At 66.1% G+C, this 25,673-nt stretch carries 21 protein-coding genes; 9 read left to right on the top strand and 12 right to left on the bottom strand.

The genetic code is table 11. The features are described from left to right. Window positions 1-9 precede the first annotated feature (9 nt). Window positions 10-1,218, top strand: coding sequence for an acetyl-CoA C-acyltransferase (locus AC07WC_RS06260; RefSeq protein WP_019183092.1), 1,209 nt, complete (start codon window positions 10-12; stop codon window positions 1,216-1,218). Window positions 1,219-1,383: 165 nt separating this feature from the next. Here the strand turns inward: AC07WC_RS06260 and galU are convergent, their stop codons facing one another. The 8 genes from galU to cmk form a co-directional block, all read right to left on the bottom strand. After that, window positions 1,384-2,265: a UTP--glucose-1-phosphate uridylyltransferase GalU gene (galU, locus tag AC07WC_RS06255; RefSeq protein ID WP_495209231.1), complete on the bottom strand. Its 882-nt coding sequence runs from the start codon at window positions 2,263-2,265 to the stop codon at window positions 1,384-1,386. Beyond that, a complete protein-coding gene (locus AC07WC_RS06250) occupies window positions 2,265-4,172 on the bottom strand; it encodes a polysaccharide biosynthesis protein (protein WP_495209230.1) in 1,908 nt (635 codons plus the stop codon). Before AC07WC_RS06250 ends, galU begins: the two co-directional genes overlap by 1 nt. Before the next feature lie 16 nt (window positions 4,173-4,188). After that, window positions 4,189-5,163, bottom strand: coding sequence for an MraY family glycosyltransferase (locus AC07WC_RS06245; RefSeq protein ID WP_495209229.1), 975 nt, complete (start codon window positions 5,161-5,163; stop codon window positions 4,189-4,191). Between the two features lie 3 nt (window positions 5,164-5,166). After that, on the bottom strand, window positions 5,167-6,345 hold the full coding sequence (gene lapB, locus AC07WC_RS06240) for a lipopolysaccharide assembly protein LapB (protein WP_495209228.1): 1,179 nt from the start codon (window positions 6,343-6,345) through the stop codon (window positions 5,167-5,169). Between the two features lie 6 nt (window positions 6,346-6,351). Beyond that, window positions 6,352-6,636, bottom strand: coding sequence for a LapA family protein (locus tag AC07WC_RS06235; protein ID WP_019183097.1), 285 nt, complete (start codon window positions 6,634-6,636; stop codon window positions 6,352-6,354). A 103-nt stretch (window positions 6,637-6,739) separates the two neighbouring features. Then, complete coding sequence (locus AC07WC_RS06230) at window positions 6,740-7,045, bottom strand: integration host factor subunit beta (protein WP_019183098.1); 306 nt, start codon at window positions 7,043-7,045, stop codon at window positions 6,740-6,742. 87 nt (window positions 7,046-7,132) lie between these two features. After that, window positions 7,133-8,812: a 30S ribosomal protein S1 gene (gene rpsA / locus AC07WC_RS06225; protein ID WP_495209227.1), complete on the bottom strand. Its 1,680-nt coding sequence runs from the start codon at window positions 8,810-8,812 to the stop codon at window positions 7,133-7,135. Window positions 8,813-9,006: 194 nt separating this feature from the next. Beyond that, complete coding sequence (gene cmk / locus AC07WC_RS06220; protein WP_046273768.1) at window positions 9,007-9,687, bottom strand: (d)CMP kinase; 681 nt, start codon at window positions 9,685-9,687, stop codon at window positions 9,007-9,009. Between the two features lie 194 nt (window positions 9,688-9,881). Here cmk and ykgO point away from each other — a divergent pair, with 194 nt between their 5' ends. From ykgO to AC07WC_RS06190, 6 genes are all read left to right on the top strand, one after another. Further along, a complete protein-coding gene (gene ykgO, locus AC07WC_RS06215; protein ID WP_017355593.1) occupies window positions 9,882-10,007 on the top strand; it encodes a type B 50S ribosomal protein L36 in 126 nt (41 codons plus the stop codon). 181 nt (window positions 10,008-10,188) lie between these two features. Continuing rightward, window positions 10,189-10,515: a hypothetical protein gene (locus AC07WC_RS06210; protein ID WP_495209226.1), complete on the top strand. Its 327-nt coding sequence runs from the start codon at window positions 10,189-10,191 to the stop codon at window positions 10,513-10,515. Between the two features lie 46 nt (window positions 10,516-10,561). Beyond that, window positions 10,562-11,596: an agmatine deiminase family protein gene (locus AC07WC_RS06205; RefSeq protein WP_495209225.1), complete on the top strand. Its 1,035-nt coding sequence runs from the start codon at window positions 10,562-10,564 to the stop codon at window positions 11,594-11,596. Window positions 11,597-11,927: 331 nt separating this feature from the next. Then, window positions 11,928-12,815 (top strand): carbon-nitrogen hydrolase, encoded by an 888-nt coding sequence (locus tag AC07WC_RS06200; protein ID WP_495209224.1) that lies wholly within the window; start codon window positions 11,928-11,930, stop codon window positions 12,813-12,815. 19 nt (window positions 12,816-12,834) lie between these two features. After that, entirely contained in the window at window positions 12,835-13,365 is a 531-nt protein-coding gene (locus AC07WC_RS06195; protein WP_293982341.1) for a GNAT family N-acetyltransferase, read from the top strand. Further along, window positions 13,358-14,590 carry a TraB/GumN family protein gene (locus AC07WC_RS06190; RefSeq protein WP_495209223.1) on the top strand — a complete coding sequence of 411 codons (1,233 nt, stop codon included), beginning with the start codon at window positions 13,358-13,360 and terminating at the stop codon, window positions 14,588-14,590. The genes AC07WC_RS06195 and AC07WC_RS06190 overlap by 8 nt, the downstream gene beginning before the upstream one ends. A gap of 184 nt (window positions 14,591-14,774) precedes the next feature. Here the strand turns inward: AC07WC_RS06190 and AC07WC_RS06185 are convergent, their stop codons facing one another. The 3 genes from AC07WC_RS06185 to AC07WC_RS06175 are packed head-to-tail and all read right to left on the bottom strand — an operon-like array spanning window position 14,775 to window position 22,512. Further along, entirely contained in the window at window positions 14,775-17,864 is a 3,090-nt protein-coding gene (locus tag AC07WC_RS06185; protein ID WP_495209222.1) for an efflux RND transporter permease subunit, read from the bottom strand. After that, window positions 17,861-21,370 (bottom strand): efflux RND transporter permease subunit, encoded by a 3,510-nt coding sequence (locus tag AC07WC_RS06180; RefSeq protein ID WP_495209221.1) that lies wholly within the window; start codon window positions 21,368-21,370, stop codon window positions 17,861-17,863. The genes AC07WC_RS06185 and AC07WC_RS06180 overlap by 4 nt, the downstream gene beginning before the upstream one ends. After that, a complete protein-coding gene (locus tag AC07WC_RS06175; protein WP_495209220.1) occupies window positions 21,367-22,512 on the bottom strand; it encodes an efflux RND transporter periplasmic adaptor subunit in 1,146 nt (381 codons plus the stop codon). Before AC07WC_RS06175 ends, AC07WC_RS06180 begins: the two co-directional genes overlap by 4 nt. 204 nt (window positions 22,513-22,716) lie before the next feature. On the opposite strand from AC07WC_RS06175, the gene AC07WC_RS06170 reads away from it, so the two are divergent. Then, the gene (locus AC07WC_RS06170; RefSeq protein ID WP_495209219.1) at window positions 22,717-23,109 is read left to right on the top strand and encodes a c-type cytochrome; all 393 of its coding nucleotides are present in this window, start codon (window positions 22,717-22,719) and stop codon (window positions 23,107-23,109) included. Between the two features lie 8 nt (window positions 23,110-23,117). Further along, window positions 23,118-23,579: a c-type cytochrome gene (locus AC07WC_RS06165; protein WP_495209218.1), complete on the top strand. Its 462-nt coding sequence runs from the start codon at window positions 23,118-23,120 to the stop codon at window positions 23,577-23,579. Window positions 23,580-23,760: 181 nt separating this feature from the next. On the opposite strand, the gene AC07WC_RS06160 is transcribed toward AC07WC_RS06165, so the two are convergent. Beyond that, on the bottom strand, window positions 23,761-25,638 hold the full coding sequence (locus tag AC07WC_RS06160; protein WP_495209217.1) for an ATP-binding cassette domain-containing protein: 1,878 nt from the start codon (window positions 25,636-25,638) through the stop codon (window positions 23,761-23,763). Window positions 25,639-25,673: the final 35 nt, after the last annotated feature.

Here is a 25,673-nt window from a genome sequence, read left to right as displayed (position 1 = left end):
ATCACTGCAATGACCAAGCAAATCCAGGACGCCTACATCGTCGCCGCCACCCGCACCCCGGTGGGCAAGGCGCCCAAGGGCGTATTCCGCAATACCCGTCCGGACGACATGCTGGCCCACGTGCTCCGCTCCGTCGTGGCACAGGCGCCGGGCGTGGACGTCAACCGCATCGACGACGCGATCATCGGCTGCGCGATGCCCGAAGCCGAGCAGGGCATGAACGTGGCGCGCATCGGCGTGCTGCTGGCCGGCCTGCCGGACACCATCGCCGCCCAGACCGTCAACCGCTTCTGCTCCTCGGGCCTGCAGGCCGTGGCCATGGCCGCCGACCAGATCCGCCTGGGCAATTCGGACCTGATGCTGGCCGGTGGCACCGAGTCGATGTCGATGGTGCCGATGATGGGCAACAAGATCGCGATGGCCCCGAGCGTGTTCGACAACGACCATGTCGCCATCGCCTATGGCATGGGCATCACCGCCGAGAAGGTCGCCGAAGAGTGGAAGGTCTCGCGTGAGGACCAGGACGCCTTCGCCCTGGCCTCGCACCAGAAGGCTATCGCCGCGATCCAGAATGGCGAGTTCAAGGACGAGATCAGCCCCTACGATGTGCGCACCCGCCAGCCGGACCTGGCCGACGGCCGCCGCATCATCACCCGTGACAAGATCGTCGATACCGACGAAGGCCCGCGCCTGGATTCGTCCGCCGAAGGCCTGGCCAAGCTGCGCCCGGTGTTCCGCAACGGCCAGTTCGGCGGCACCGTCACCGCCGGCAACTCCTCGCAGATGAGCGATGGCGCCGGCGCCGTGCTGCTGGCCTCCGAGCAGGCGATCAAGGATTACGGCCTGACCCCGCTGGCCCGCTTCGTCAGCTTCTCGGTCGCCGGTGTGCGCCCGGAAGTGATGGGCATCGGCCCGATCGCCGCGATTCCGAAGGCGCTCAAGCAGGCTGGCCTGACCCAGGACCAGCTGGACTGGATCGAGCTCAACGAAGCCTTCGCCGCGCAGTCGCTGGCGGTCATCCGCGATTGCGGCCTGGACCCGTCCAAGGTCAACCCGCTGGGCGGCGCGATCGCCCTGGGCCACCCGCTGGGTGCGACCGGCGCGATCCGCACCGCGACCCTGCTGCATGGCCTGCGCCGTCGCCAGCAGAAGTACGGCATGGTGACCATGTGCATCGGCACCGGCATGGGCGCAGCGGGCATCTTCGAATCGCTGTGAGGCAGTCATCGGTGTCGACCGCGGGTCGGCACCGATGCAACGGGCAGGCGCGGACCGTGGGTCGGCGCACAACCGGAAACGAAAAGGGCAGCCTCGCGGCTGCCCTTTTCTGTTGCGTCGGGCGCTGGCCAGCGGCCGGCACGCCCCTCGCGACGGCCGCTGCCGTCAGCCTTCGTCCAGCATCTTGCGCAGCACGTCGCGGGCCGGACCCGCCAGCTTCTCGTTGTCGAGCGCAAACCGGATGGTGGCTTCGACCAGGCCCAGATGGGTGCCGCAGTCGAAGCGACGGCCTTCAAAGCGGAACGCATCGACGCGCTCGGTCTTGAGCAGTTCGGCGATCGCGTCGGTCAGCTGGATTTCGCCGCCTGCACCGGTACCGGTCGCTTCGAGCAGTTCGAAGATCTTCGGGCTCAGCACGTAGCGGCCGACCACGGCCAGGTCGCTCGGCGCGTCCTCGGGCTTGGGCTTTTCAACGATGGCGCTGATCTTGCCCTGGCGGCCGTCGAAGGCCTCGGTGGCCACGATGCCGTAGCTGCCGGTCTTGTCATGCGGCACGTCTTCCACCGCGATGACGCTGGCGCCGGTGGCCTCGTTGGCATCGGCCATCTGCTTGAGCGCGCCGTTGCCCCGGTTCCAGATCAGATCGTCCGGCAGCAGCACCGCGAACGGCTCATCGCCCACGATCGCCTTGGCGCACAGCACGGCATGGCCCAGGCCCAGGGCTTCGGCCTGGGTCACGAACACCGCGCGGACGCCGTTCGGCAGCACATGACGGACCAGCTCCAGCTGTTCCTTCTTGCCGGCACGCTCGAGCTTCTGTTCCAGCTCGTAGGCCTTGTCGAAGTAATCGGCGACGGCGTGCTTGTAACGGTTGGTGATGAAAATCAGGGTGTCACACCCTGCCTCGATCGCCTCATCAACGGCGTACTGGATCAACGGCCGATCAATGATCGGCAGCATTTCCTTCGGAACGGTCTTGGTGGCCGGAAGGAATCGCGTTCCCAACCCTGCGACAGGAAATACCGCCTTACGAATACGCTTGCTCATCAGAACCTGTTGGCCTCACGCGCCGGAAAGGCCAGAACTTTAGCAGAGCTGACGTGATCATCTTGTTGGAGCGGAGAGAACTCGGGCATGGTCGCAAACAGAATGTTGTTGATTGCGTCAGTGTCGTAGCTGGCGATCGCCTCGCGCAGTTTCGGCACGTTGGCCAGTACCTGCTCGCGCGCGAACGTGCGCACGCCGGCCTCGAGAATCTTGGGGTGCGCGGTCGGACGATAATCCTCGTCCGAATAGAACAACGTCTCGTGCAGTTTCTCGCCCGGGCGCAGGCCCGTGTAGACAATGGCGATGTCCTTGTACGGCTGCTTGCCGGCGAGGCGGATCATCTGCTCGGCCAATACCCGGATCGGCACCGGCTCGCCCATGTCCAGCGTATAGATCGCCCCATGCGAGGCAGACGCCGCCGCCTGCAGGATCAACTGGCAGGCTTCGGGAATCGTCATGAAGTAGCGGGTGACTTCCGGATCGGTCACGGTGACCGGGCCGCCCTTGAGAATCTGCTCGCGGAACACCGGCACCACGCTGCCGGCCGAGGCCAGCACATTGCCGAAGCGCACGGTCACGAAACGGGTATGGCTGGTCTTCTGGTCCAGGCTCTGGCAGATCATCTCGGCGTAGCGCTTGCTGGCGCCCAGTGCGTTGACCGGGTCGACCGCCTTGTCCGTGGAGATGAAGACGAAATGCTCGATCCGCGCTTCGACGCACGCGCGGGCCACCGTCTCGGTGGACAGGATGTTGTTGCGCACCGCCTCGCGCAGCTGGCGCTCCAGCACCGGCACCTGCTTGTAAGCGGCGGCATGGAAGACCGAATCCACGCGCGACAGCGACAGCGCATGGCGGATGACCGCAGGGTCGCCGCAATCGCCGAGCACGGCCTCCACGACCAGGTCCGGGAAGCTGCGCTGCAGTTCGGCCTCGATGGTCAGCAGCAGCAGTTCGCTCATCTCGACCAGCACGATGCGCCCTGCCCCGTGGCGCGCACACTGGCGGCACAGTTCCGAACCGATCGAACCACCGGCCCCGGTGACCAGCACGGTACGCCCGCCCAGCCAGCCGCGGATCAGCGCCCAGTCCGGCAGGATCGGCTTGCGGCCGAGCAGGTCCTCGATCGCCACTTCCTTGAGCTGGCCCGGCAACGAGTGGCCCAGCAGGATGTCATTGAGCTTGGGCACCATCCGGAACGGCGTGCCGGTGCTCTCACAGATGGCCACCACCCGCTGCATGCCCACCGCATCCAGCGACGGAATGGCGATCACCAGCAGTTTGGCGGCGGTCTCACGGACCACGGCCGGGGCGTCTTCCAGCGTGCCCAGGATCGGCAGGCCCTGCAGCTTCGCGCCCTGCAGATGGGGGGCGTCATCGAGCAGGCCGACCGGTTCGAAATCACCCGAGCGGCGCAGGTCGCGGACCAGCGCTTCGGCCGCCTGGCCGGCACCGAGGATCAACACCCGGCGCGCCGTCACGTCCGACTGCAGCGCCTGGTAGTCCTTCCATGCGCGGTACAGCAGGCGCGGCGCGCCCAGCAGGGCCGACAGTGCGAACGGATAGATCACCAGCACCGACATCGGTACGCCATCGAAGCGCTTGTATGCCAGCGCGACGACGATCGCGAGCAGGCCGATGAAGCTGGCTTTGAAAATATTGAGCAGATCGGCGACGCTGGCGAAGCGCCACAGGCCCCGGTACAGACCCACCCGCCAGAACACCACGGCCTGGATGATCAGCACCAGCGAGGTGTCGATGTTCCAGAGCGGCAGGGCCGGCGCATCGGCCAGCATGGAGTAGCGTCCCGCGTGCAGCAGCTGCCAGCACGCCCAGACCATGAACAGGTCATGGGCAACGATGGCCGCACGGGGCATCAATCCGGTAAATCGGTCCTGCCAAGGCGTCATAAACAGCGTAATCCTTCTAGTTGCGCATTCCCTTGCGCAGGAGCAGCCAAAGGCCGGACGCGAGGATCAACCACGCGACGGCCACGGCAGCCTCCCACCTCGGCTGCAAATTCGTGCATGCATTAAACACTGCCGCACTGAATATTCCAAAAACAAGATACACCCCGGTGACGAAAGTGTGGCTTGCGCCACTTTTCACCGCGCGCTGATAGAGATGCTGCGTGTGGGGTTCCATCCAGCGCTGTCCGGACAGGATGCGCGAAAGCAATGTGAAGCCCGCGTCCACAAGAAAGGCCGAAAGCGGCACCAGCAACAGCAGCCAGTGGATATCGGTACGCACGCTGACCAGACAGACCAGGGCGGCGATCGCATAGCCCAGCGCCCCGCTGCCGACGTCGCCCATGAAGATGCGGGCCTTCGGGTAGTTGAACGGCAGGAACCCCAGGCAGGCCAGCCCCAGCACCACGCCGGCCAGACCATAGGGCGGCGGCAGCACCAGCGCGAAGGCCAGGCCGGCCAGGATCGCCTGGGTGGTGGCGATGCCGTTGATCCCATCCATGAAGTTCCAGATGTTGATCAACGAGGTGGCGAACAACAGCGCGAGCAGCGCCTGCCAGGGATTGCCACTGGCCTGCCAGACCAGGCCGGCCAGCAGCGCGGACGCGATGACATGGACCAGCAGGCGGCGGACCGCGGGCAGCGGGCGATGGTCGTCCCACCAGCCGATGCCGGCCACCAGCACCAGCCCCAGCGCAAAGACCGCCAGGGCAATTCCGGCTTTTGGCCAGATCACTGCGGCAACCCCGCAGGCCAGCAGCAGGGTCAGGACGATCGCGATGCCACCGCCACGTGGCGTCGCCACCCCGTGGCTGCGACGCTCGCCCGGCTCATCCAATAGATTGCGGCGCAGCGCATACGCGCGTGCGCCCCAGGTCAGGCCCGCCGCTACCGCCAGCACCGCCAGCAGTCCTGCCATCCACGCAACCATCATGGCTCAGAGCACCGCGTAGTTGAGCAGCGGCTTGACGGTGCCCCATTCCTTGCAGCTCGGGCACTGCCAGTGGTGCGTGCGCGCGCCGAAGCCACAGCGGGTGCAGCGGTAGGCCGGATTGCGGACCAGCAACTGGTCGGTGATGTGCTTGAGGTCGTGCAGCGTCGCGGTGGAATCCGCGCCCTCGGCCAGGGTGAGGTCGATCAGCGCCGACTCGCCACGCACCGACGGACGGTCCTTGAGCTGGCGGCCAAGGTAGGCCCGCGCCGGCGCCACGCCTTCCTGCTCTTCCATCAGCTGGGTCAACGCCAGCACCGGGGCGATGCCGCGGTAGTGTTCGGTCATCTCCGACAGGAACGCACGCGCCCCGCCGAGGTCGCCGACCTTGCGGTAGTTCTGCATGAGCGCCTGCAGCACTTCGGGCAGGTACTCGGGATCATTGCGGGCGGCGCGCTCGAACGCGCGCACGGCGGCCTCGGCATTGCCGGCGTCGTTCTCCAGTCGCCCTTCGATGATGCCGGCACGCACCGACATCGCATCGGCCTGGTAGGCGCGCGCGATCGCGGCGCGGGCTTCGTCGATCCTGCCGGCACCACGGTAGCGCTCGGCCAGCTCGCACTCGAACTGGCCGATCAGCTTGCCCATCGGCTCGCCGGTGACTTCTTCGAAACGGCTGGCGTTGTCGATCGCCTTTTCCCAATCGCGCTCGGCCTGGTAGATGCCGATCAGGTGCTTGAGTGCCTGCGGGGCGCGCTGGTCGATCTGGGCCAGTTCGGTGAACACGGTTTCGGCACGGTCGAGCAGGCCGGACTTCATGTAGTCCTCGCCCAGCGCGAGCAATGCCTGGACGCGCTGCTGATCGCTCAGGTCGGCGCGGTTGACCAGGCCCTGGTGCAGGCGGATCGCACGATCGACCTCACCGCGGCGGCGGAACAGATGGCCCAGCGCGACCTGGGTCTCGAAGGTTTCCTTGTCCAGCTCGGCGATGTGCAGGAACAGCTCGATCGCCTTGTCGGGCTGCTCGTTGAGCAGGTAGTTCAAGCCGCGGAAGTACGTGCTGGACAGATGGCTGACCTGGTTGTCGCCATGGCGTTGACCGCCGCGACGCCCGATCACCCAGCCCGACAACGCGGCCAGGGGCAGGAACAGGAAGAACCAGAACCACTCGGAGACAAATTCCATCGGCGCTCAGCGTCCGTCGAATGTAGAAGAAGAAGGAGGTGCCACGACCACGGCGGGCGCGGCCTTCTGCGCACGGCGCAGTTTGGCGTACAACGGGATCACCATGCTGGCGAGCACGAGGCCGCCGCCGATGAGGGCACCAGACAGCAGGGCGATGATGATCGCCACGCCGGTGGTGGAATTGATCTGGGTAAAGCCCAGGCTGATGATGATCGGCTGCGAGTTGAGCGCACCGATGATGAGCCCCACCACCAGAACCGCCAGCAGGATCAGCAGACGTACGACGTTCATGCAGCAGCTCCAGTTCCGTAGGGCTCAAGAGTAGCGGACTAATACGCCGCTCTACCAGCCGAGGCCATGGAAATCATGCATCCGCCCCTTGGCGGATGGCGGCTCAGGCAGGATCGCTTTCCAGCGGTACCACGGCGCTCACGCGCTCGCGCAGCTCCTTGCCCGGCTTGAAGTGCGGGACATGCTTGCCCGGCAACGCGACCGATTCCCCGGTCTTGGGATTGCGCCCCAGCCGTGCCGGCCGGTAGTGCAACGAAAAACTGCCGAACCCGCGGATCTCGATGCGATCCCCACCGGCCAGCGCCCCGCCCATCATTTCCAGCAACGACTTCACCGCCAGATCGACATCGTCCGACTTCAAATGCGCCTGTCGGCGCGCCAGGATTTCGATCAGCTCGGATTTGGTCATTACGGGCTCTTGGGGAGGAACTCAGACCCTGAAACGGCCCGGACTGATGTCCGGGCCGTCCAGGAAACTACGACAGCGACAGACCGATTACTCGGACTTGTTGCCGTTCAGCTGTGCACGCAGCAGCGCGCCGAGCTGGGTGGTGCCACCCGAAGCGGACTGGTATTCCTCCAGCACTTCGCGCATTTCCGCGTCGTCCTTGGCCTTGATCGACAGCTGCAGGGTACGACCCTTGCGATCCATGCCCACGAACTTGGCTTCAACCTTGTCGCCGACCTTCAGGTGCTGGGTCGCGTCGTCAACGCGCTCGTTCGCAACGTCGCGAGCGGCCACGTAGCCTTCGATGCCGTCAGCCAGTTCGATGGTAGCGCCCTTGGCGTCCACTTCCTTGACCACGCCTTCGACCTTCGAACCCTTCGGGTTGGCAGCCATGTACTGACCGAACGGATCCTGCTCCAGCTGCTTGACGCCCAGGCTGATGCGCTCGCGCTCCGGATCGACGGCCAGGACGACGGCGTCCAGGTTGTCGCCCTTCTTGAAGTTGCGGACCACGTCTTCGCCGGTGGTGTTCCAGCTGATGTCGGACAGGTGCACCAGGCCATCGATACCGCCGTCCAGGCCGATGAAGATGCCGAAGTCGGTGATCGACTTGATCTGGCCCGACACCTTGTCGCCCTTCTTGTGGATGGCAGCGAAGGTTTCCCACGGATTGGCGGCAACCTGCTTCATGCCCAGCGAGATGCGGCGACGCTCCTCGTCGACGTCCAGGACCATTACTTCGACTTCGTCACCGACCTGCACGACCTTGGACGGGTTGACGTTCTTGTTGGTCCAATCCATTTCGGACACGTGCACCAGGCCTTCGACGCCCGGCTCGATCTCGACGAATGCGCCGTAATCGGTGACGTTGGAGACCTTGCCGAACACGCGGCTGTTGGCCGGGTAACGACGGGCGATGTTGTCCCACGGATCCTCGCCCAGCTGCTTCAGACCCAGCGAAACGCGGTTGCGCTCGCGGTCGAACTTCAGCACGCGGACGTCCAGCTCGTCGCCGACGTTCACGACTTCGGACGGATGGCGCACGCGCTTCCAGGCCATGTCGGTGATGTGCAGCAGGCCGTCGATACCGCCCAGGTCCACGAACGCGCCGTAATCGGTCAGGTTCTTGACGACACCCTTCAGGATCGCGCCTTCCTGCAGCTTGTCCATCAGCTGCTCGCGCTCTTCCGAATGCTCGCTCTCGACGACGGCACGACGCGAAACGACGACGTTGTTACGCTTGCGGTCCAGCTTGATGAGCTTGAATTCCAGCTCCTTGCCTTCCAGGTAGGCCGGGTCGCGCACGGGGCGCACATCCACCAGCGAACCGGGCAGGAACGCGCGGACATCCTTGATGTCCACGGTGAAACCACCCTTGACCTTGCCGCTGATGCGGCCGGTGATGGTTTCGTTCTTTTCCAACGCTTCTTCCAGCTCGTCCCACACCATCGCGCGCTTGGCTTTCTCACGCGACAGAACGGTTTCACCGAAGCCGTTCTCGATGGAATCGAGGGCAACCTTGACGACGTCGCCTTCAGCGACATCGATCTCGCCAGCGTCGTTACGGAACTGTTCGATCGGCACGATGCCTTCGGACTTCAGGCCGGCGTTGATCACCACGACATCGCCGCGGACTTCGACAACGACACCGCTGACGATCGAGCCCGGCTTCAGCTTGGCCAGATTGGCCTGACTGGCTTCGAACAGCTCTGCAAATGATTCGGTCATTAGATTTACTCTGTTGGACACATGGGCATTGGCCCCCGAAGGGAACCGCTTACTGCCCGCCTGTTGGTCGACCCCGGTAACGCAGGTCGTGTGTTAAGTAGGAAAACCGCCACGCATCATTGCGGGACGGAGCTTTTGTTGCCTTGCGATGGTGCGACACCGCCGATGGACTGACGGCCCTCCTTTACAACGGATCAGGCACCCGAAACCGGAAGCAGATCCAATACCTTGGCAACGACGGCGTCGATGCCAATGCCACTGGTGTCGATGACGACGGCATCGTCTGCCGGCTTCAGGGGCGCCACTGTGCGCTGTGCATCACGGGCGTCGCGGGCCATGATCTCGCGCAGGAGGTCGTCAAAGTTAACCGAAACACCCTTGTCTTTCAACTGCTTATGCCGCCGCTCGGCCCGTTCCTCGGCGCTGGCGGTCAAAAACACCTTGAATGGGGCGTCCGGGAAGATGACCGTGCCCATGTCCCGACCGTCGGCGACCAGCCCCGGCTCCATCCTGAATGCGCGCTGGCGCTCTTTCAGCGCCGCCCGGACCTCCGGGATCGCCGCGATCGCCGAGGCCAGCGCCCCGGTGGTCTCCAGGCGCAGCTCATCGGTGGCGTCGGTCTCGTTGACCAGCACCCGCAGCCCGCCATCGGCCGACTCCACGAAGCGCACGTGGGTGTCGAAGGTGCAGCGGACCAGCGCCGAGGCGTCGGAGGTGTCGATGTCGGCCCAGCTGGCGGCCACGCCCACCGCCCGGTACAGGGCGCCCGAATCCAGGTAATGCCAGCCCAGCCGGCGTGCGACAATGCGGCTGACAGTCCCTTTGCCGGCCCCGGAGGGACCGTCGATGGTGAGCACGGAAGGAAGCTGATTCATGGGTTTCCCTGTGAAATTGACCGCCCATTCTAGCCCCTGCCCGGGGCACCCCGAGACCTTTTTGGTGCAACCACTTGAAAGGATGGAAAAAAGCCCGGTAGAATGGCGGGCTTGAACGGGCGTCACCTGCCGATTGTCATCTGCATATCGCGGCCGCGCTCCAACCGAATCCAACGTTTACGCCGAGGTATGCAATGAAAGTCCTGTCTTCCCTGAAGTCGGCCAAGTCCCGTCACCGCGACTGCAAGGTCGTCCGTCGCCGCGGCAAGATCTTCGTGATCTGCAAGTCGAACCCGCGTTTCAAGGCTCGCCAGCGCTGAGCCGGCTGGCCTCACGGCCGCCACCGGTCCTTCACCGGGCCGGGTGATGAACAAAAAGCCGCCTCCGGGCGGCTTTTTGCTGCCATTTTTGTTGTAATCGGCGGGGACCCCACGACCGTCGGTTATCAGACCTGCCGCCGTGGGACCTTCCGCATTCTTGACCACTGGGGAGTAGATCGAGATGAAGCGTTACCTGACCACCCTGCCGTTGCTGGGCCTGCTGGCCGTTTCCGGCGCCCACGCCGACACCCTGCTGATCGACCGCAGCCGTGAAAAGCCTGCCATCGCCCTGCCCGTCCGCGGCCAGAGCATGCAGCAGGTCCAGGCCCAGTTCGGCGACCCGGGCGAGCGCCTGGAACCGCGCGGCGGGCAGAAGCGACAGTGGCCGACGATCAACCGCTGGGTCTACCCGCAGTTCACCGTCTACTTCGAGAAGCAGAAGGTGATCGACGTGGTGGCCAACCGCGCCGACGCCAACGAGATCGGGCCGAAGCCGCCGATCCGCTGACCCCTTCCCCCTTGCCCGCCCGCTGGCGGGCCATCGCACTGAGATCATGAACGACACGCTCCGCTTTCCGGCCGAATGGGAATCCCAGTCCGCCATCCTGATCGCCTGGCCCCACGCCGACACCGACTGGGCCGACCGCCTGGGTGACGTCGAGGACACCTACATCGCGCTCGTCGCGGCCATCACCCGCTTCCAGCCGGTGGTGATCATCGTCGCCGACGACGACCTGGAGGCGTACGCCGATGCGCGCCTGCGCTCGAACCGGATCGATACGGACCGCGTGCGGTTCGTCACTGCCCAGTACGACGACACCTGGCTGCGCGATTCCGGGCCGATCACGCTCAAGCGTGCCGATGGCGGCTTCCGCCTGCTGGACTTCCGCTTCACCGGCTGGGGTGGCAAGTTCGACGCCAGCCTGGATGACCAGCTGGTCGGCGTGCTGCATGCCGCGGGGCTGTTCGCCGATGCCGAGCTGCAGAGCATTCCGTTCGCGCTGGAAGGCGGCGGCATCGAAACCGACGGCGCCGGCACCCTGCTGACCACCTGGCAGTGCCTGCACGAGCGCCACCCGACCCGTGACCGTGCCTCGCTCAGCACCGACCTGGCCACCTGGCTGGCCCAGGACCGCGTGCTGTGGCTGGACCATGGCTATCTGGAAGGTGACGACACCGACGCCCATATCGATACCCTGGCCCGCTTCGCTTCGACCGACAGCATCGTCTACCAGGCCTGCGACGACGCCAGCGATTCGCACTACGCCGAACTGCAGGCGATGGGAGCCGAACTGGCGGCGCTGCGCACCACCGATGGCCAGCCGTACCGCCTGTTCCCGCTGCCGTGGGCGCAGCCGGTGATCGATGAAGGTCGCCGCCTGGCCGCTTCGTACGCGAACTACCTGATCCTCAATGGCGCGGTGTTGATGCCGGCCTATGGGGATGTTGCCGACGAGGCTGCGCGTGCGGTGCTGGCGCAGGCCTATCCGGACCGCGAGATCGTGCCGGTGCCGTGCCGTTCGCTGATCTGGCAGAACGGCAGCCTGCACTGCATCACCATGCAGCTGCCGGCGGGGTTGCTGGCCTGAGCGGCCAGTGAGCACCTCGGCCTGGCGGGCCGGAGCGGGTTTGCGGGGGACGCCGTAAACCCATCCCTGGGGGCTTAAGTCGCGGCATCCATGCCGCTCATACCCCCGCAAACCCGCTCCGACCCGCCTTCGACAGTGGGTCGGCAGCCAGCGGAAGAGCGACAGCCCACGACTCATGGTTGTGGCCTGTCTGCTGACGCTCCGGTCACCCTGCGACGCAGGCCAGCGGCCGGCACTGTCGACGCGTGGGAGTCACCCATTTAGCAGCCAGCACGCTGCGTGCACCCATCCGCGATAAACTGCGTTTTTCCCCTTGCAGGACCGTCTCCGGATGAGCTCACGCCACACCCTTTCCGTCGCCCTGATCCAGGAGCGCAACCACGGCGATGCCGAGGCCAATCTGGCCGTCATCGAAGCGCGCGTGGCTGAAGCGGCCGCGCAGGGTGCCAAGCTGATCCTGCTGCAGGAACTGCACAACGGTGCGTACTTCTGCCAGCACGAGTCGGTCGATGAGTTCGACCTGGCCGAGCCGATCCCGGGGCCGAGCACCCAGCGCCTGGGTGCATTGGCCAAGAAGCACAGCGCGGTGATCGTCGGGTCGCTGTTCGAGCGCCGCGCCGCCGGGCTGTACCACAACACCGCGGTGGTCTTTGAAAAAGACGGCACCCTGCTCGGCAAGTACCGCAAGATGCACATCCCGGACGATCCGGGCTTCTACGAGAAGTTCTACTTCACCCCGGGCGATCTGGGTTTCACCCCGATCGACACCTCGGTGGGTCGCCTCGGCGTGCTGGTGTGCTGGGACCAGTGGTACCCGGAAGCGGCCCGCCTGATGGCGCTGGCCGGTGCAGAGCTGCTGCTCTACCCCACTGCGATCGGCTGGGATCCGGACGACCAGCAGGACGAACAGGGGCGCCAGCGCGATGCGTGGGTGCTGAGTCACCGCGGCCATGCCGTGGCCAACGGCGTGCCGGTGCTGAGCTGCAACCGCGTCGGCCATGAAGCGTCGCCGCTGGGCGCGTCGGGCATCCAGTTCTGGGGCAACAGCCATGTGCTCGGCCCGCAGGGCGAGTTCATCGCCGAAGCCGGTGGCGAGCCGACCGTGCTGGTCTGCGACGTGGACCTGCAGCGCAGCGAGCATGTCCGCCGCATCTGGCCGTTCCTGCGTGATCGCCGCATCGATGCATACGGCGATCTGCTCAAGCGTTACATCGACTGACCGACCAGGACACCCCACCGTGACCGTGCAGCTGCGCGATGCCACCGATGCCGATATCGCGGCCATCACCGCGATCTATGCGGTGGAGGTGACCGACTTCGTCAACACCTATGAGTACGAGATCCCGGACGCGGCGGAAATGCGCCGCCGCATGCAGGACATCGTCGGCCGTGGATTCCCGTACATCGTGGCCGAGGTCGATGGCCAGGTGGCCGGCTATGCCTACGCCAATACCTACCGCGGCCGGATCGCCTATCAGTGGACCGTGGAGAACTCGGTCTACGTGGATGCCGCCTTCCAGGGCCGTGGCGTCGGCACCGCACTGATGCAGGGCCTGATCGATGCCTGCGTCGCCCGCGGTTACCGGCAGATGGTGGCCGTCATCGGCGAGCCCACCAACACCGCCTCCATCAAACTGCACGAGCGTTTCGGTTTCCATACCGTCGGCGTTTTCCGCGGCCTCGGCCGCAAGCATGGCCGCTGGCTGGACACCGTCCAGATGCAGCGCGCGCTCGGCGATGGTGCCGACAGCGCCCCTTCGAATGAATGATGCAATGACAGATACCCTGATCGACGCCGGCGACACCCTGTTCGCCGGCCAACCCGTGCGCGTGGTCGAGCGCGATGGCGTGCGCTACACCCTGCTCGGCACCGCGCACGTCTCGCAGGCCAGCGTGGAAGCAGTGGAACGTGCGATCGAAAGTGGCCGCTTCGATGCGGTCGCGGTCGAGCTGGACGCGCAGCGCCTGCAGGCACTGACCAACCCGGACGCACTGGCCAAGCTGGATCTGGTCGAGGTGATCCGCAAGGGTCGCGTCGCCCTGTTCGCGGCCAACCTCGCCCTGGCCGCCTACCAGCGCCGCCTGGCCGAGCAGCTGGAGATCGAGCCGGGCGCCGAGCTCAAGCGCGCGGTGGTGATGGCCAACGAACGCAACCTGCCGGTGCACCTGATCGACCGCGAGGTCGGCCTGACCTTCAAGCGCGCCTCGCAGCGGCTGGGCTTCTTCGGCAAGATCAAGCTGGTGATGGGCCTGGGCGCAGGGCTGTTCGCCTCCGAAGAAGTCGGCGAGGACGAGATCGAGAAGCTCAAGCAGGGCGACATGCTCGAAGCCAGCTTCGGCGAGTTCGCCAGCGAGAGCCCGGCCCTGTACGAAACCATCATCGGCGAGCGCGACCGCTACATGGCCACGCGCCTGCGCGAAGTGCACGACCCGGCCCAGCGCGAAGTGCTGGCGGTGGTCGGTGCCGGTCACCTGGCCGGACTGGCCAACTACCTGGAAACCGATACCGACGCGCCGGGGCCGCTGCGCGAGTCGCTGGAAGACGTGCCCAAGAAGCGCAATATTCCGTGGATCACGCTGGCGATCCTGGCGATCGTGCTGACCGGCATCGGTGTGGGCTTCTATCGCGGCGGCCTGGGCGTCGGCAGCGAGCTGCTGGCGGTCTGGGCGATGTACACCGGCGGTCTGGCCGGCCTGGGCTGCCTGCTGGCCGGCAGCCACCCGCTGAGCATCCTGACCGCGATCGTGGTGGCCCCGTTCAAGCCGTTCCGCCTGAGCATCCCGACCGGTGCGTTCTCCGCGCTGGTGGAAGCGCGCCTGCGCAAGCCGGCCTACGAGGATTTCCTGAAGCTGCGCGACGACGCGCAGAGCGTCAGGGGCTGGTACCGCAACCGGGTGACCCGCGTGGTGCTCACCTTCATGCTGACCAACCTCGGCAGCATGCTCGGGTTGTGGCTCACCGGGTTCCAGGTGTGGCACAAAGTCGGCGCGTAGCGCCGCCTTCGTGCCGGGTACGCGCCAGCGCGCCGCGCTGCCGCCCCAAGGTTCGCTCCGCAAGCCTTGGGCCCCGCTTTCCGGCCTCCGCACCCCCGCCGCTTCGCGGCCGCCCCCGGACGCCGGGGGCTCTCCACCCGACGCACCGCCTGGGCCGGCCAATGGCCGGCACCTTCACTCGGGATTACGCCGCCTCGATCACGTCTGCACTGCCCTTCGGCGGCAGTCCACGCGCGCGCCGGATGATCCGCGACACATTGGTACTCATGTCATCGAGCATGGCGTAGATGGTCGGCAGGAACAGCAGGCTGACCACCGTGGAGAACGCCAGGCCGCCGGCGATGGCGCGGGCCATCGGGTAGTACGGCGGGCCGTTGCCGAGCAACTGGGTGTCGGTCATGGAGATCGGAATCATCGCCAGGATCGCGGTGCCCATCGTCATCATGATCGGGCGCAGGCGTTCGCGTGACCCCTCCACCAGCGCCTGGGTCCGCCCCATGCCGCGGCGGCGCAGGTTGTTGATGTGCTCGATCATCACGATGCCGTTGTTCACCACCACGCCCATCAACACCAGGATGCCGATGAAGGACATGATCCCGAACGAGGTGCCGGTGATCCAGAACAGCCAGAATACGCCGAAGATCGAGAACAGCACCCCGCTCATGATCGCCGCCGGGAACAGCAGCGACTCGAACACCGCGGCCATCACCACGTAGATCATCACCAGCGCGATCACCAGATTGAACATCATCTGTGCCATCGCTTCGTTGTCGTCGCCGTAGTCGCCGCCGTCGAAGCTGAAGGTGTAGCCGGCCGGGAAGCTCATCGGCTTGAGCGTTTCCTCCATCGCTTTGCGGCCGTCCGGCACGGTGACCTTCTCGGCCAGGTTGGCCTTGATGGTCAGCGTGGTCTGCCGGTTGGTGCGGCCGATCTGCGTGGCCGAGGGCTTGATCGCCACGTCCACCAGGCTCAGCAGCGGCACCGAGCGACCGTCTCCGGTGCGCACGGTGTAACTGGCCAGGTCTTCCGGGCTGCTCTGCTCGGCGCCGGCGAAGCGCACCCATACCGGCACTTCACTGTCGCCGCGGCGGAATTCGCGCAGCGGCGCGCCGCGCAGGGCCAGGCCGACGAAACTGGCGACCTGCTCGGCGTTGAAGCCGAACGCCGCCGCGCGCTCGCGGTCGACGTGGATGGACAGCTCGCTGCCCTTCTCGCCGTTGTCGATGCGCACGTCGCGCAGTTCCTTGCGCTGGGCCAGCAGCGGCACGACTTCTTCGCCGATCTCCTGCAGCATCTTGGTCGAGTCGCCGACCAGCTGCACCTGCACCTGGTTGTTGCCGCTGCCACCGCCATCACCCGAGTTGCCGACCACGTAATCGGCACGCGCCGAGCGCGGCAGGCCCTTGCGCAGCGCTTCCTGCACCGCAGGCATGTTCTGGGCGTGCTCGGTGTCGAAGGTGACCACCGTGCTGCTGCCTTCCTGCTCGCTGTACCAGGAGTACACCTGGGTGATGTGCAACGCTTCGCGATTGTCGTCCAGGTAACGTTCGACCCGCCGCACTTCCTCGGACATCTGGCCGAAGGTATAGGCGCCCTTCCAGTTGTAGCCGATGAACACCTCGTGGCCGCCCTCGCCACCGAACATGTCGATCTTGGTCAGCTTCATCGGCACCAGGCTGATCAGGATCACCAGCACGATGCCGAACACGCTCCAGCCGCGGTGCTCCAGCGTCCACTGCAGCAAGGAGGCATAGCGGCGCTGCAGGCGGGCGATCACGCCACTGTCCGAATGCACCAGTTTGGGTGTCTGCATGCGTGCGGACAGCATCGGGATCAGGCTCACTGCGACCAGCCAGGAGGCCAGCAGCGAGACCGAGATCGTGATGGCGATCTGCGACATGAAGATGCTGATGTTGTTGGTCTCGCCGAACAGGTTCGGCACGAATACGATGCAGTGGCACAGGGTGCCGGCGCTCAACGCGATGGCCACGTTGCGGGTGCCGATGATCGAGGCCAGCCGCGGCTGGTCGGGCATCCGTTCGCGTTCCTGGTAGATGCTCTCCACCACCACCACGGCGTTGTCGACCAGCATGCCGACCGCCAGCAGCAGCCCCATCATGGTCAGGATGTTGAGGGTGACGCCGGCGAAGTACATGAAACCCAGCGTGATCACGAAACAGATCGGGATCGCCAGGGTCACCATCAGCGTGGACGGCCAATGGCGCAGGAAGAAGAACAGCACCGTGATCGACAGCAGCAGGCCCACCGCGCCGGCCTCGGCCAGCTCCAGCAGCGAGGACGTCACCATCTTGCCCTGGTTGTCGATCACCTTGATCTGCACATCGCGCATCGAGGGCTGCTTGCGGATCGACTCGACCTCGGCCAGGGCCGCGCGCGAAACCTCCACCAGGTTGGCACTGCGCTCCTTGAAGATGTCCAGGCCCACGGCCGGGTTGCCGTCCAGGCGACGCCCATAGTTCATGCGGGTGGGCTTGAGCCGGATCTCGGCGATGTCGCCCAGGCGCAGGCCCTTGTTGTCGATCACCAGGTCGCGCAGTTCCTGCAGGTCGGTGATCTCACCCACCGGCTGGATGCGCACGCGCTGGCCGTTGTCGTCGATCTGTCCGGCCGAGATCGAAAAGTTCAGCGTGCGCAGGCGGTCACTGAGCTCGTTGATGCTCAGGTTGTGGGCGGTCAGCCGGTCCGGGCTGATCGCGATCTCGACCTCGTTCGGCGGGGCGCCGGAGATGTTGACCCGTGCTACGCCCGGGATGCGTTCGATCCGCCGCTTGAACTCGCGGTCGAGCATGTCGTACGCACCGGTCAGGTCAGTGGTGCTGGCCAGGCGCACCTTCAACACCGGGTCGTCGCTGCTGGACCACTTGAACACGTTGTAGCGCTGCAGGTCGTCGGGCAGGTCGCTGCGGATCGCATCGATGCGCTCACGGGCGTCCGAGGCCGCAATGGCGATGTCGCGGTCCCAGTCGGTGAACTCGATGAAGATGCTGGCGCCTTCGGAGGTGGCCGAGGAGCGCATGCGCTTGATCCCGGTCATGGTCGCCAGCGCTTCTTCGGTCGGCCGGATGATGTTGCGCTCGACCTCCTCCGGGGTGGAGCCGGTGTACGGCACCTGCACGAACAGGAACGGCGCGGAGATGTCCGGCAGCGCTTCCAGCGGCAGCCGGAACGAGGCGATCAGGCCCACCACCGCCAACGACACGAAACACATGATCGTGGTGATGGGCCGGCGGATGGAGAACTCGGCAATGCTCATGCCGGCTCCTGTGCGGTGTCATGGCCGGTATCGGCCAGCGGCGTCTTGAGGTGGCGGCCGCGCTCGCGGTAGTAGGCGTCGCCGCGTCGATCAAGCAGGTCGTACACCACCGGGATCACCACCAGGGTCAGCAGCGTGGAGACCAGCAGGCCGCCGATCACGGTGATCGCCATCGGCGCGCGCACTTCGGCGCCCTCGCCCATCGCCACCGCCAGCGGCAGGAAGCCGAACAGCGTGCACAGCGTGGTCATGATGATCGGCCGCAGGCGCGAACGTGCGCCCTCCACCAGCGCTTCGCGCTTGGGCACGCCGGCCTCGCGCAGCTGGTTGACCTTGTCGATCAGGATGATCGCGTTCTTGGTCACCAGGCCCACCAGCAGGATCAAGCCGATGAACACCACCACCGAGATCGGCTTGCCGGTCAGCATCAGCGCCAGGATCGCGCCGACCAGCGCCAGCGGAATGGTGAACAGGATGACGAACGGATGCAGCAGCGATTCGAACTGCGAGGCCATCACCAGGTACACCAGGAAGATCGCCAGGCCGAAGGCGAAGATCAGCGAGCGTGCCGAGTCGGCCAGCTCCTCACCCTGCCCGCCGATGTGCATGCCGACACCAGCCCCCAACGGCTGCCTGGCGACCATGTCCTGCACTTCGCGCACGGCGCCGCCCAGGTCGATGTCGCGCAGGTTGGCCGAGACCACCGCCACGCGGGTCTGGTCGGCGCGATGGATCTCGCTCGGGCCGTTGGTGGCGACCACCTCGGCCACCGAATCCAGGGTCACCGGCCGGGTGCTGCCCGGATTGACGATCAGGCGGCGGATGCTGTCCACGCTGGCACGATCGCCTTCCTGGGCACGCACCAGCACATCGATCTTGCGGTCACGGAAGCTGTAGCGCGTGGCCACGTCACCGCGCACCTTCTTGACCACCACATCGGCGATCTGCCGCGTGGTCAGGCCGAGCGCACCGGCGCGCTCCTGGTCGAAGCGGATCTGGATCTCCGGGAAGCCCTCTTCCACCGTGGATTTGACATCGGCGTAGTGCGGGTTGTTGCGCAGCATCGCCGCCAGCGCCTTGCCGGCGGTTTCCAGCGTGGCCATGTCCTGGCCGCGCAGTTCCACTTCCAACGGCGTGGAGAAGCTGAACAGCGCCGGCCGGGCGAAATCGACCTGCACGCCCGGGTGCTGCTGCATCGATTCGCGCAGGCGCTCGGTGATCGCCGCCTCGGTGCGCGCATTGCCGCCGCCGGCCATGACCACGGTCAGCTTGCCGATGTTCTCGCCACTCTCGGTCGGGCTGGCATCCAGGCGGGTACCGCTGCCACTGACGCCGTACAGCGACGCGATACTGTCGTCCTTGGCGTGGGCCAACTGCATTTCACGGACCAGCGCATCGGTCTGCTTCAGCGGGGTGCCGGCCGGCAGCTTGGCGGTCATTTCGAAGCGGTCCTGCGCCAACTGTGGGATCAGGTCCGCACCCAGCATCGGCACCAGCGCCATCGTGCCGACGAAGGCCAGCGCAGCCAGGCCGAGCACCTTGCCCGGGTGATGCAGCGCGCCCGGCAGCAGCTTGAGGTATCCGCGCTCGGCACCGGCGTACGGCTTCATCGCCACATCGCTGGCCTTGCGCATCACCGGACCGACCACGGCCACCAGGCCGCGCCAGACGCGGATCACCGACCACGCGATACCGAAACAGATCCAGCGCACCAGCGTGCCCACGCCCCGGCGGCTGCCGGCGACCGGCTTCAGCCAGCGGCTGTCCGGCTGCCACGGCTGATGCGCGGGTTCTTCGGGGAAGGCCAGCGGCGGGCGGCCCTTGAGCGAGCTCAGCATCGGAATCAGGGTCATCGAGACCAGCAGCGAGATCGCGATCGCGATCGCCACGGTCAGCGCCTGGTCGCGGAACAGCTGGCCGGCGATGCCATCGACGAACACCAGCGGCAGGAACACCGCGATGGTGGTCAGGGTCGAGGCGACCACCGCCATGCTCACTTCGCGGGTGCCGGCGATGGCCGCCTGCAGGATGCTCAGGCCACGTTCGCGCGCCTTGGCGATGCTCTCCAGCACCACGATCGAGTCATCCACCACCAGGCCGGTGGCCAGCGCCAGACCACCCAGCGACATCACGTTCAAGCTCAGGCCCAGCTGACCCATGAAGAAGAACGTGGTGATGATCGAGACCGGCAGCGACAGGCTGATCACGAACGTGCTCCAGCCGTCGCGCAGGAACAGGAAGATGATCAGGATGGCGAGGATGCCGCCGATCACCGCGTCCTTCTTGACGTCGCTGATGGCGTGTTCGATGAAGCGTGACTGGTCTTCGATCGTGGTCAGTTCGGCATCGCCGGGCACCTGGCCCTTGATCTGCTCCAGGCGCGCACGCAGCGCTTCGGCGGTCGACACCGTGTTGGCGTCGCCCTCCTTGTAGATAGCCAGCTCGACGGCTTCCTTGCCGCCCAGGCGGATGATCGCTTCGCGCTCCTTGTAGCCCTGGCGCACGGTGGCGACGTCCTTGAGCCGCACCGGCACGCCATTGGCGATGTTGGTGGAGCCGCTGCTGGACGCGCTCTGTGCCGCCGAGGCCGCCGCGACCGCGGCATCCGAGCCGGTCGAGGCAGCGATCGCGAACATCTGCTGCATCGCTGCATCGGCGGCACTGCCGTTGCTGCTCTGCGTGGTCACCAGCAGGTTGCGGATGTCCTCCAGGTCGGCGAACTGGTTGACGGTGCGCACCAGGTAGCGCTGCGAACCTTCCTCCAGGCGGCCGCCGGAGATGTTGATGTTCTCTTCCTTGAGCCGCTTGATGACGTTGTCGATCGGCAGGTTGAGCTGGGCCAGCTTCTGCTGGTCGATGTCGACCTGGATCTCATCTTCCAGACCGCCACCCACCTTCACTGCGGCCACGCCGGTGACCGGCTCCAGCTTCTTCTTCAGGTCTTCATCGGCATAGCGGCGCAGCTCGGTGAGCTGGCGCACGGCCTCGGCATCGCTGGACGGATCGGTCTTGGCCGAGATCACCAGGCGCATGATCGGTTCGGTGGACGGATTGAAGCGCAGCAGCACCGGAGATTTCGCCTCCAGCGGCAGGTTCAGCGCTTCCATCTTGTCGCGCACCTCCAGGCTGGCCTGGTCCATGTTGGTGCCCCAGGCGAACTCGAGCACGACATCGCTCTGCCCGGTACGCGAGATCGATTTGAGCTTGCGCAGGTTCTTGACCACGCCGACGGCCTCTTCGACCGGCTCGGTGATCAGCGTTTCGATTTCCGCCGGGGCCGCACCGGTGTATTCGGTGCGTACGGTCAGGGTCGGGTAGCTCAGGTCGGGCAACAGGTTGACCTTGAGATTGCCCAGCGCGATGAAGCCGAACAGCATCAGGGTGACGGTGAACATCGCGATGGTGACGCGGCGGCGGGTGGCGAATTCCACCAGGCCGCCGCCGTGGGCACCGGGGCGTTCGCCCTGGTGCGGATCGTTGCCGTGGTCGTTGCCGGCCGCTGTCATTGACGGCTCTCCGCCTTGGCCGGCGCCGGCTTGGCAGCGGCGGTGACGGCCGGCTTGGCGCCGATCACCTGCACCGCGGTGCCGTCGCGCAGGGCGACCTTGCCGGCGGTGACCACCTGATCACCGGCGGCCAGACCTTCGCGGATTTCCACCCACGGGCCTTCGGCATAGCCGAGCTTGACCGGCACGCGCGCGGCCTTGCCATCACGGACGCGGAACACCGCCGGCTCACCGTCGTCGAGCAACGCCAGGCGCGGCACCACCAGCGCATCGGCGCGCTGGTCATAGTCGATCCGGATGCGGCCGAACATGCCCGGCTGCAGGCCCTCGGCATCTTCACCGAAGCCGCTGACCACCCGGAACGTGCCGCTGCCGGCATCGACCACCGGCGAGATGCGGTCCACCGTGCCCGGGAAGGTCTTGCCCGGCAGCGCATCGGCGATCAGCGTCACCGGCTGGCCCGCACGCAGCGTGGCCAGCTCGCGCTCGGGCACGTTGAGCGTGGCTTCCAGCCGCGAGTTGTCGACGATGCGGAAGATCGGCGTGTTGATCTGCACGAAGTTGCCGGTCTTGATCGAGCGCGAGGCGATCACGCCCGAGATCGGCGCGATCACCGTCGTGTAGGACAGTTCCAGCGTCGCCAGGCGGTACTGCGCGCGGACGTTCTCCAGGTCGTACTTGATCTGGTCGACATCGGCGGCGCTGACCATCTGCTGGCCGACCAGTTTCTGGGCGCGCTGATAGTTGTTCTCCAGCTTGCGCATCTGCGCTTCGCTCTGCGCCACGGCCAGGCGCGCACGGTCCGGATCCAGCCGCACCAGCGGCTGCCCGGCACGCACCTGCTGCCCTTCTTCCACCAGCACCGCCAGCGCGACGCCGGAGGTCTTGGCGACCACCTGCGACTCGCCCCGCGGCTCCAGCGCGGCCGTGCCGGTGTAACTGGCGGCGACGGCGCGACGGCTGGCGGCGACCGCTTCGACCGGTACCGCATCGACCTTCTTCTCGGCCTTGCCGTCTTTTTCAGCGGCCTGTGCTTCGGCGGGGCCGGCGCCACCGCAGCCGCTCAGCAGCAGGGTGGAGGTGATCAGCAGTGCAGCGGCACAGCGTCCAGTGCGGCCGAGCAGGAAAGATTGTCGCGACATCGTCGTGTCCCTAAGGATGCGTGGGCAGGTGTGGTAGCAAAGTAATGCACCACGTCACGACCACACCATATCCCAAAGGTCATGGTGACCTGCGGCGATGGCTTCCCGCGCCCGGTTTCAGCTAGATGAAATGGCAGGCTATACTCGGCCCAGTTCCGTACCCCACGCCGGAACGACCAGACCCGTTTATCGGAAAAGGACATCATGCGCCCGCAGCCGCTCGCCGCTTGTCTCGTTCTGGCCGTCCTCCTGCCCCTCGGGGCCGCCGCACAGGCCGCAACACCTGCTCCTGCAGTACCTGCCAGCCCCGCTCCGGCCGCCACCGCGCCGGCGCCTGCCGCCGTCACCGGCCGGTTCGACAATGGCCGGGTCCTGGCCTATACGTGCCAGGGGTGCCACGGCATCACCGGGTACAAGAACGCCTACCCCAGCTACAAAGTGCCCAAGATCGGCGGGCAGACCCGTGAGTACCTCAGCCAGGCGCTGACCGAGTACCGCCACGGCAAGCGCAAGCATCCGACGATGCAGGCGCAGTCGATGAGTTTCAGCGAACAGGAGATCGCCGATCTCGCTGTTTACCTGTCCACCGTCAAATAAGCGCGCTCATGTCGAAAGCCACGCCATTCCAGCGTTACGCCATCGCCCTGTCCGTTGCCCTGCTGATGACCGCGTGTTCGCAGTCACAGGTGGAGAACAGCGCAGATTCCGCCGCCGATCCGGGCCACGCCAGTGGTGAACACGGGTCCGGCTCCTCCGCCGGCCTGCCGGCCGGTCGCATCGCCGCCGGTGAGGCGCGTGCCCAGGTCAAGGGCAAAGCCACCGGCCAGAGCTGCATCGACTGCCACGGGGCGGACGGCAACAAGCCGATCGACGCGACCTATCCGAAACTGGGTGGGCAGTATGGGGATTACCTGGCGCACAGCCTGCAGGCCTACCGCGCGGGGGATCGCCAGCACGCGCTGATGACCCCGCAGGCGACCGACCTGAGCGATCAGGACATCGCCGATCTGGCCGCGTATTTCGGCTCACGGCCGACCCAGCTGCGGGATCTGCACGGCTTGAAATGACGACGATAGCGCCGACCGTTGGTCGGCGGCCTTCCGTCCGGCCCCACGAAGCCCTGACAGGTAGAGCCGACCGTTGGTCGGCTGTGCTTCGTTCGGGCGTCATGGACCTCTGACGCCAGCCGACCAACGGTCGGCTCTACAGGTGAGCTGACCACCGGTCGGCTCTACATCCATCACCGGATCAGGCGTCCAGTTCTTCCCAGCGCGCGTACGCGGCGTCCAGCTCGGCCTGCACCTGGGCAAGCTTCGCATTGTGGGCGGCCATGTCGGGCGCGCTGCGCTGATAGAAGGCCGGGTCGTTCATCGCGGCGGTCAGGCCTTCGACGTCCTTCTCCAGCGTTTCGATCTTCAGCGGCAACTGTTCCAGCTCACGCGCATCCTTGTAGCTCAGCTTGCGCTTGGCCTCGGCCGGCGCAGCCGCGGCAGCCGCGACAGGCTTGGCTGCCACCACCGGTGCGGCGGCGGCCGCGGCGGCCACGCGTGCGGCGTGGCGTTGCCAGTCGGTATAGCCACCTACGTATTCGCCGACCACGCCATCGCCTTCCATCACCATCGTGGAGGTCACCACGTTGTCCAGGAAGTCACGGTCATGGCTGACCAGCAGCAGCGTGCCGGTGTAATCGCTCAGCAGCTCTTCGAGCAGCTCGAGGGTTTCCACGTCCAGATCGTTGGTCGGTTCATCCATCACCAGCAGGTTGGACGGCTGCGCGAACAGCTTGGCCAGCAGCAGCCGGTTGCGCTCACCACCGGACAAACGGGTGATCGGTGCGCGGGCGCGCTCGGGCGAGAACAGGAAGTCCTGCAGGTAGGCATGCACGTGCTTGCGCTTGCCGTTGAACTCGATGAAATCGCGGCCCTCGGCCACGTTCTCGATCGCGGTCCAGTCTTCGCGCAGGACCGCACGGTACTGGTCGAAATAGGCGATCTGCAGGTTGGTACCGGCGCGCACTTCGCCGCTCTGCGGCTGCAGGTCGCCCAGCAGCAGCTTGAGCAGCGTGGTCTTGCCGCTGCCGTTCGGCCCGATCAGGCCGATGCGGTCGCCGCGCAGGATCACGGTGCTGAAGTCCTTGACCATCACGCGCTCGCCGAAGGCGAACGAGATGTCCTTGACGTCGATCACCTTCTTGCCGGAGTTCTCCGCCTGCGCGGCTTCCATGCGCACGTTGCCGCCGAGTTCGCGGCGCTGCGAGCGATCGTTGCGCATCGCCTTGAGGCGGCGCACACGGCCTTCGTCACGGGTGCGGCGGGCCTTGATGCCCTGGCGGATCCAGATTTCTTCCTGCGCCAGCAGTTTGTCGAAGCGCGCGTTTTCCTGCGCCTGCGCGTTCATGCGCTCTTCGCGGCGGCGTTCGTAGTTGGCCCAGTCGCCCGGCCAGCTGGTGACCTGGCCGCGGTCGATCTCGACGATGCGCGTGGCCAGTGCACGCAGGAAGCGACGGTCATGGGTGACGAACACCACGCTGCCGTTCCAGTTCTTGAGGAACATTTCGAGCCAGTCGATGGCTTCGATGTCCAGGTGGTTGGTCGGTTCGTCGAGCAGCAGCAGATCCGGCGAAGACACCAGCGCGCGCCCGAGCAGCACGCGACGCTTCATGCCGCCGGACAGGCGCGCGAATTCGGCATCGCCATCCAGGTCAAGCTTGGTCAGGGTTTCGCTGACCCGCTGGTCCAGGCCCCAACCGTTGGCGGCATCGATCTTGGCCTGCACGGCCGACAGCGCATCGCCGTCGAAATCCTCGGCCATGCTCAGGTGATGGAACTCGGCCAGCCACTGGCCCAGTTCGCCCAGGCCATCGGCGACCACGTCGAACACGCTGCCGGCGGCACCGTGCGGCACCTCCTGTTCCAGGCGGGTAATGCGCACCCCCTGCTGCACGCGGACTTCGCCGTCATCGGGCTTGTGATCGCCGGACAGCAGTTTGAGCAGGGTCGATTTGCCGGCGCCATTGCGGCCGATCAGGGCGATACGCTCGCCCGGCTCGATCGACAGTTCGGCTTTTTCCAGCAACAGTGGGCCGCCGACGCTGAAGTCGACGTTTTGCAGAGTAATCAGAGGCATCCGACCATTGTACGGGCTGGCGGTGCGCGGCGTCG

The sequence above is a fragment of the Stenotrophomonas sp. GW821-FHT01H02A genome (genome assembly GCF_059422145.1).
The sequence above is the reverse complement of the archived record's forward strand: the minus strand, read 5'-3'. Positions and strand labels throughout refer to the sequence as shown.

What these genes read in the sequence shown, in the direction of transcription:
- ykgO (WP_017355593.1), top strand. Translation starts at nt 9,882, where the DNA reads ATGAAAGTCCTGTCTTCCCTGAAGTCGGCCAAGTCCCGTCACCGCGAC.
- AC07WC_RS06165 (WP_495209218.1), top strand. Translation starts at nt 23,118, where the DNA reads ATGTCGAAAGCCACGCCATTCCAGCGTTACGCCATCGCCCTGTCCGTT.
- lapB (WP_495209228.1), bottom strand. Translation starts at nt 6,345, where the DNA reads ATGGAATTTGTCTCCGAGTGGTTCTGGTTCTTCCTGTTCCTGCCCCTG.
- AC07WC_RS06180 (WP_495209221.1), bottom strand. Translation starts at nt 21,370, where the DNA reads ATGACAGCGGCCGGCAACGACCACGGCAACGATCCGCACCAGGGCGAA.
- AC07WC_RS06245 (WP_495209229.1), bottom strand. Translation starts at nt 5,163, where the DNA reads ATGATGGTTGCGTGGATGGCAGGACTGCTGGCGGTGCTGGCGGTAGCG.
- rpsA (WP_495209227.1), bottom strand. Translation starts at nt 8,812, where the DNA reads ATGACCGAATCATTTGCAGAGCTGTTCGAAGCCAGTCAGGCCAATCTG.
- AC07WC_RS06230 (WP_019183098.1), bottom strand. Translation starts at nt 7,045, where the DNA reads ATGACCAAATCCGAGCTGATCGAAATCCTGGCGCGCCGACAGGCGCAT.
- AC07WC_RS06235 (WP_019183097.1), bottom strand. Translation starts at nt 6,636, where the DNA reads ATGAACGTCGTACGTCTGCTGATCCTGCTGGCGGTTCTGGTGGTGGGG.
- AC07WC_RS06160 (WP_495209217.1), bottom strand. Translation starts at nt 25,638, where the DNA reads ATGCCTCTGATTACTCTGCAAAACGTCGACTTCAGCGTCGGCGGCCCA.
- AC07WC_RS06190 (WP_495209223.1), top strand. Translation starts at nt 13,358, where the DNA reads ATGAATGATGCAATGACAGATACCCTGATCGACGCCGGCGACACCCTG.
- AC07WC_RS06210 (WP_495209226.1), top strand. Translation starts at nt 10,189, where the DNA reads ATGAAGCGTTACCTGACCACCCTGCCGTTGCTGGGCCTGCTGGCCGTT.
- AC07WC_RS06170 (WP_495209219.1), top strand. Translation starts at nt 22,717, where the DNA reads ATGCGCCCGCAGCCGCTCGCCGCTTGTCTCGTTCTGGCCGTCCTCCTG.
- AC07WC_RS06200 (WP_495209224.1), top strand. Translation starts at nt 11,928, where the DNA reads ATGAGCTCACGCCACACCCTTTCCGTCGCCCTGATCCAGGAGCGCAAC.
- AC07WC_RS06185 (WP_495209222.1), bottom strand. Translation starts at nt 17,864, where the DNA reads ATGAGCATTGCCGAGTTCTCCATCCGCCGGCCCATCACCACGATCATG.
- AC07WC_RS06175 (WP_495209220.1), bottom strand. Translation starts at nt 22,512, where the DNA reads ATGTCGCGACAATCTTTCCTGCTCGGCCGCACTGGACGCTGTGCCGCT.
- AC07WC_RS06260 (WP_019183092.1), top strand. Translation starts at nt 10, where the DNA reads ATGACCAAGCAAATCCAGGACGCCTACATCGTCGCCGCCACCCGCACC.
- cmk (WP_046273768.1), bottom strand. Translation starts at nt 9,687, where the DNA reads ATGAATCAGCTTCCTTCCGTGCTCACCATCGACGGTCCCTCCGGGGCC.
- AC07WC_RS06250 (WP_495209230.1), bottom strand. Translation starts at nt 4,172, where the DNA reads ATGACGCCTTGGCAGGACCGATTTACCGGATTGATGCCCCGTGCGGCC.
- AC07WC_RS06205 (WP_495209225.1), top strand. Translation starts at nt 10,562, where the DNA reads ATGAACGACACGCTCCGCTTTCCGGCCGAATGGGAATCCCAGTCCGCC.
- galU (WP_495209231.1), bottom strand. Translation starts at nt 2,265, where the DNA reads ATGAGCAAGCGTATTCGTAAGGCGGTATTTCCTGTCGCAGGGTTGGGA.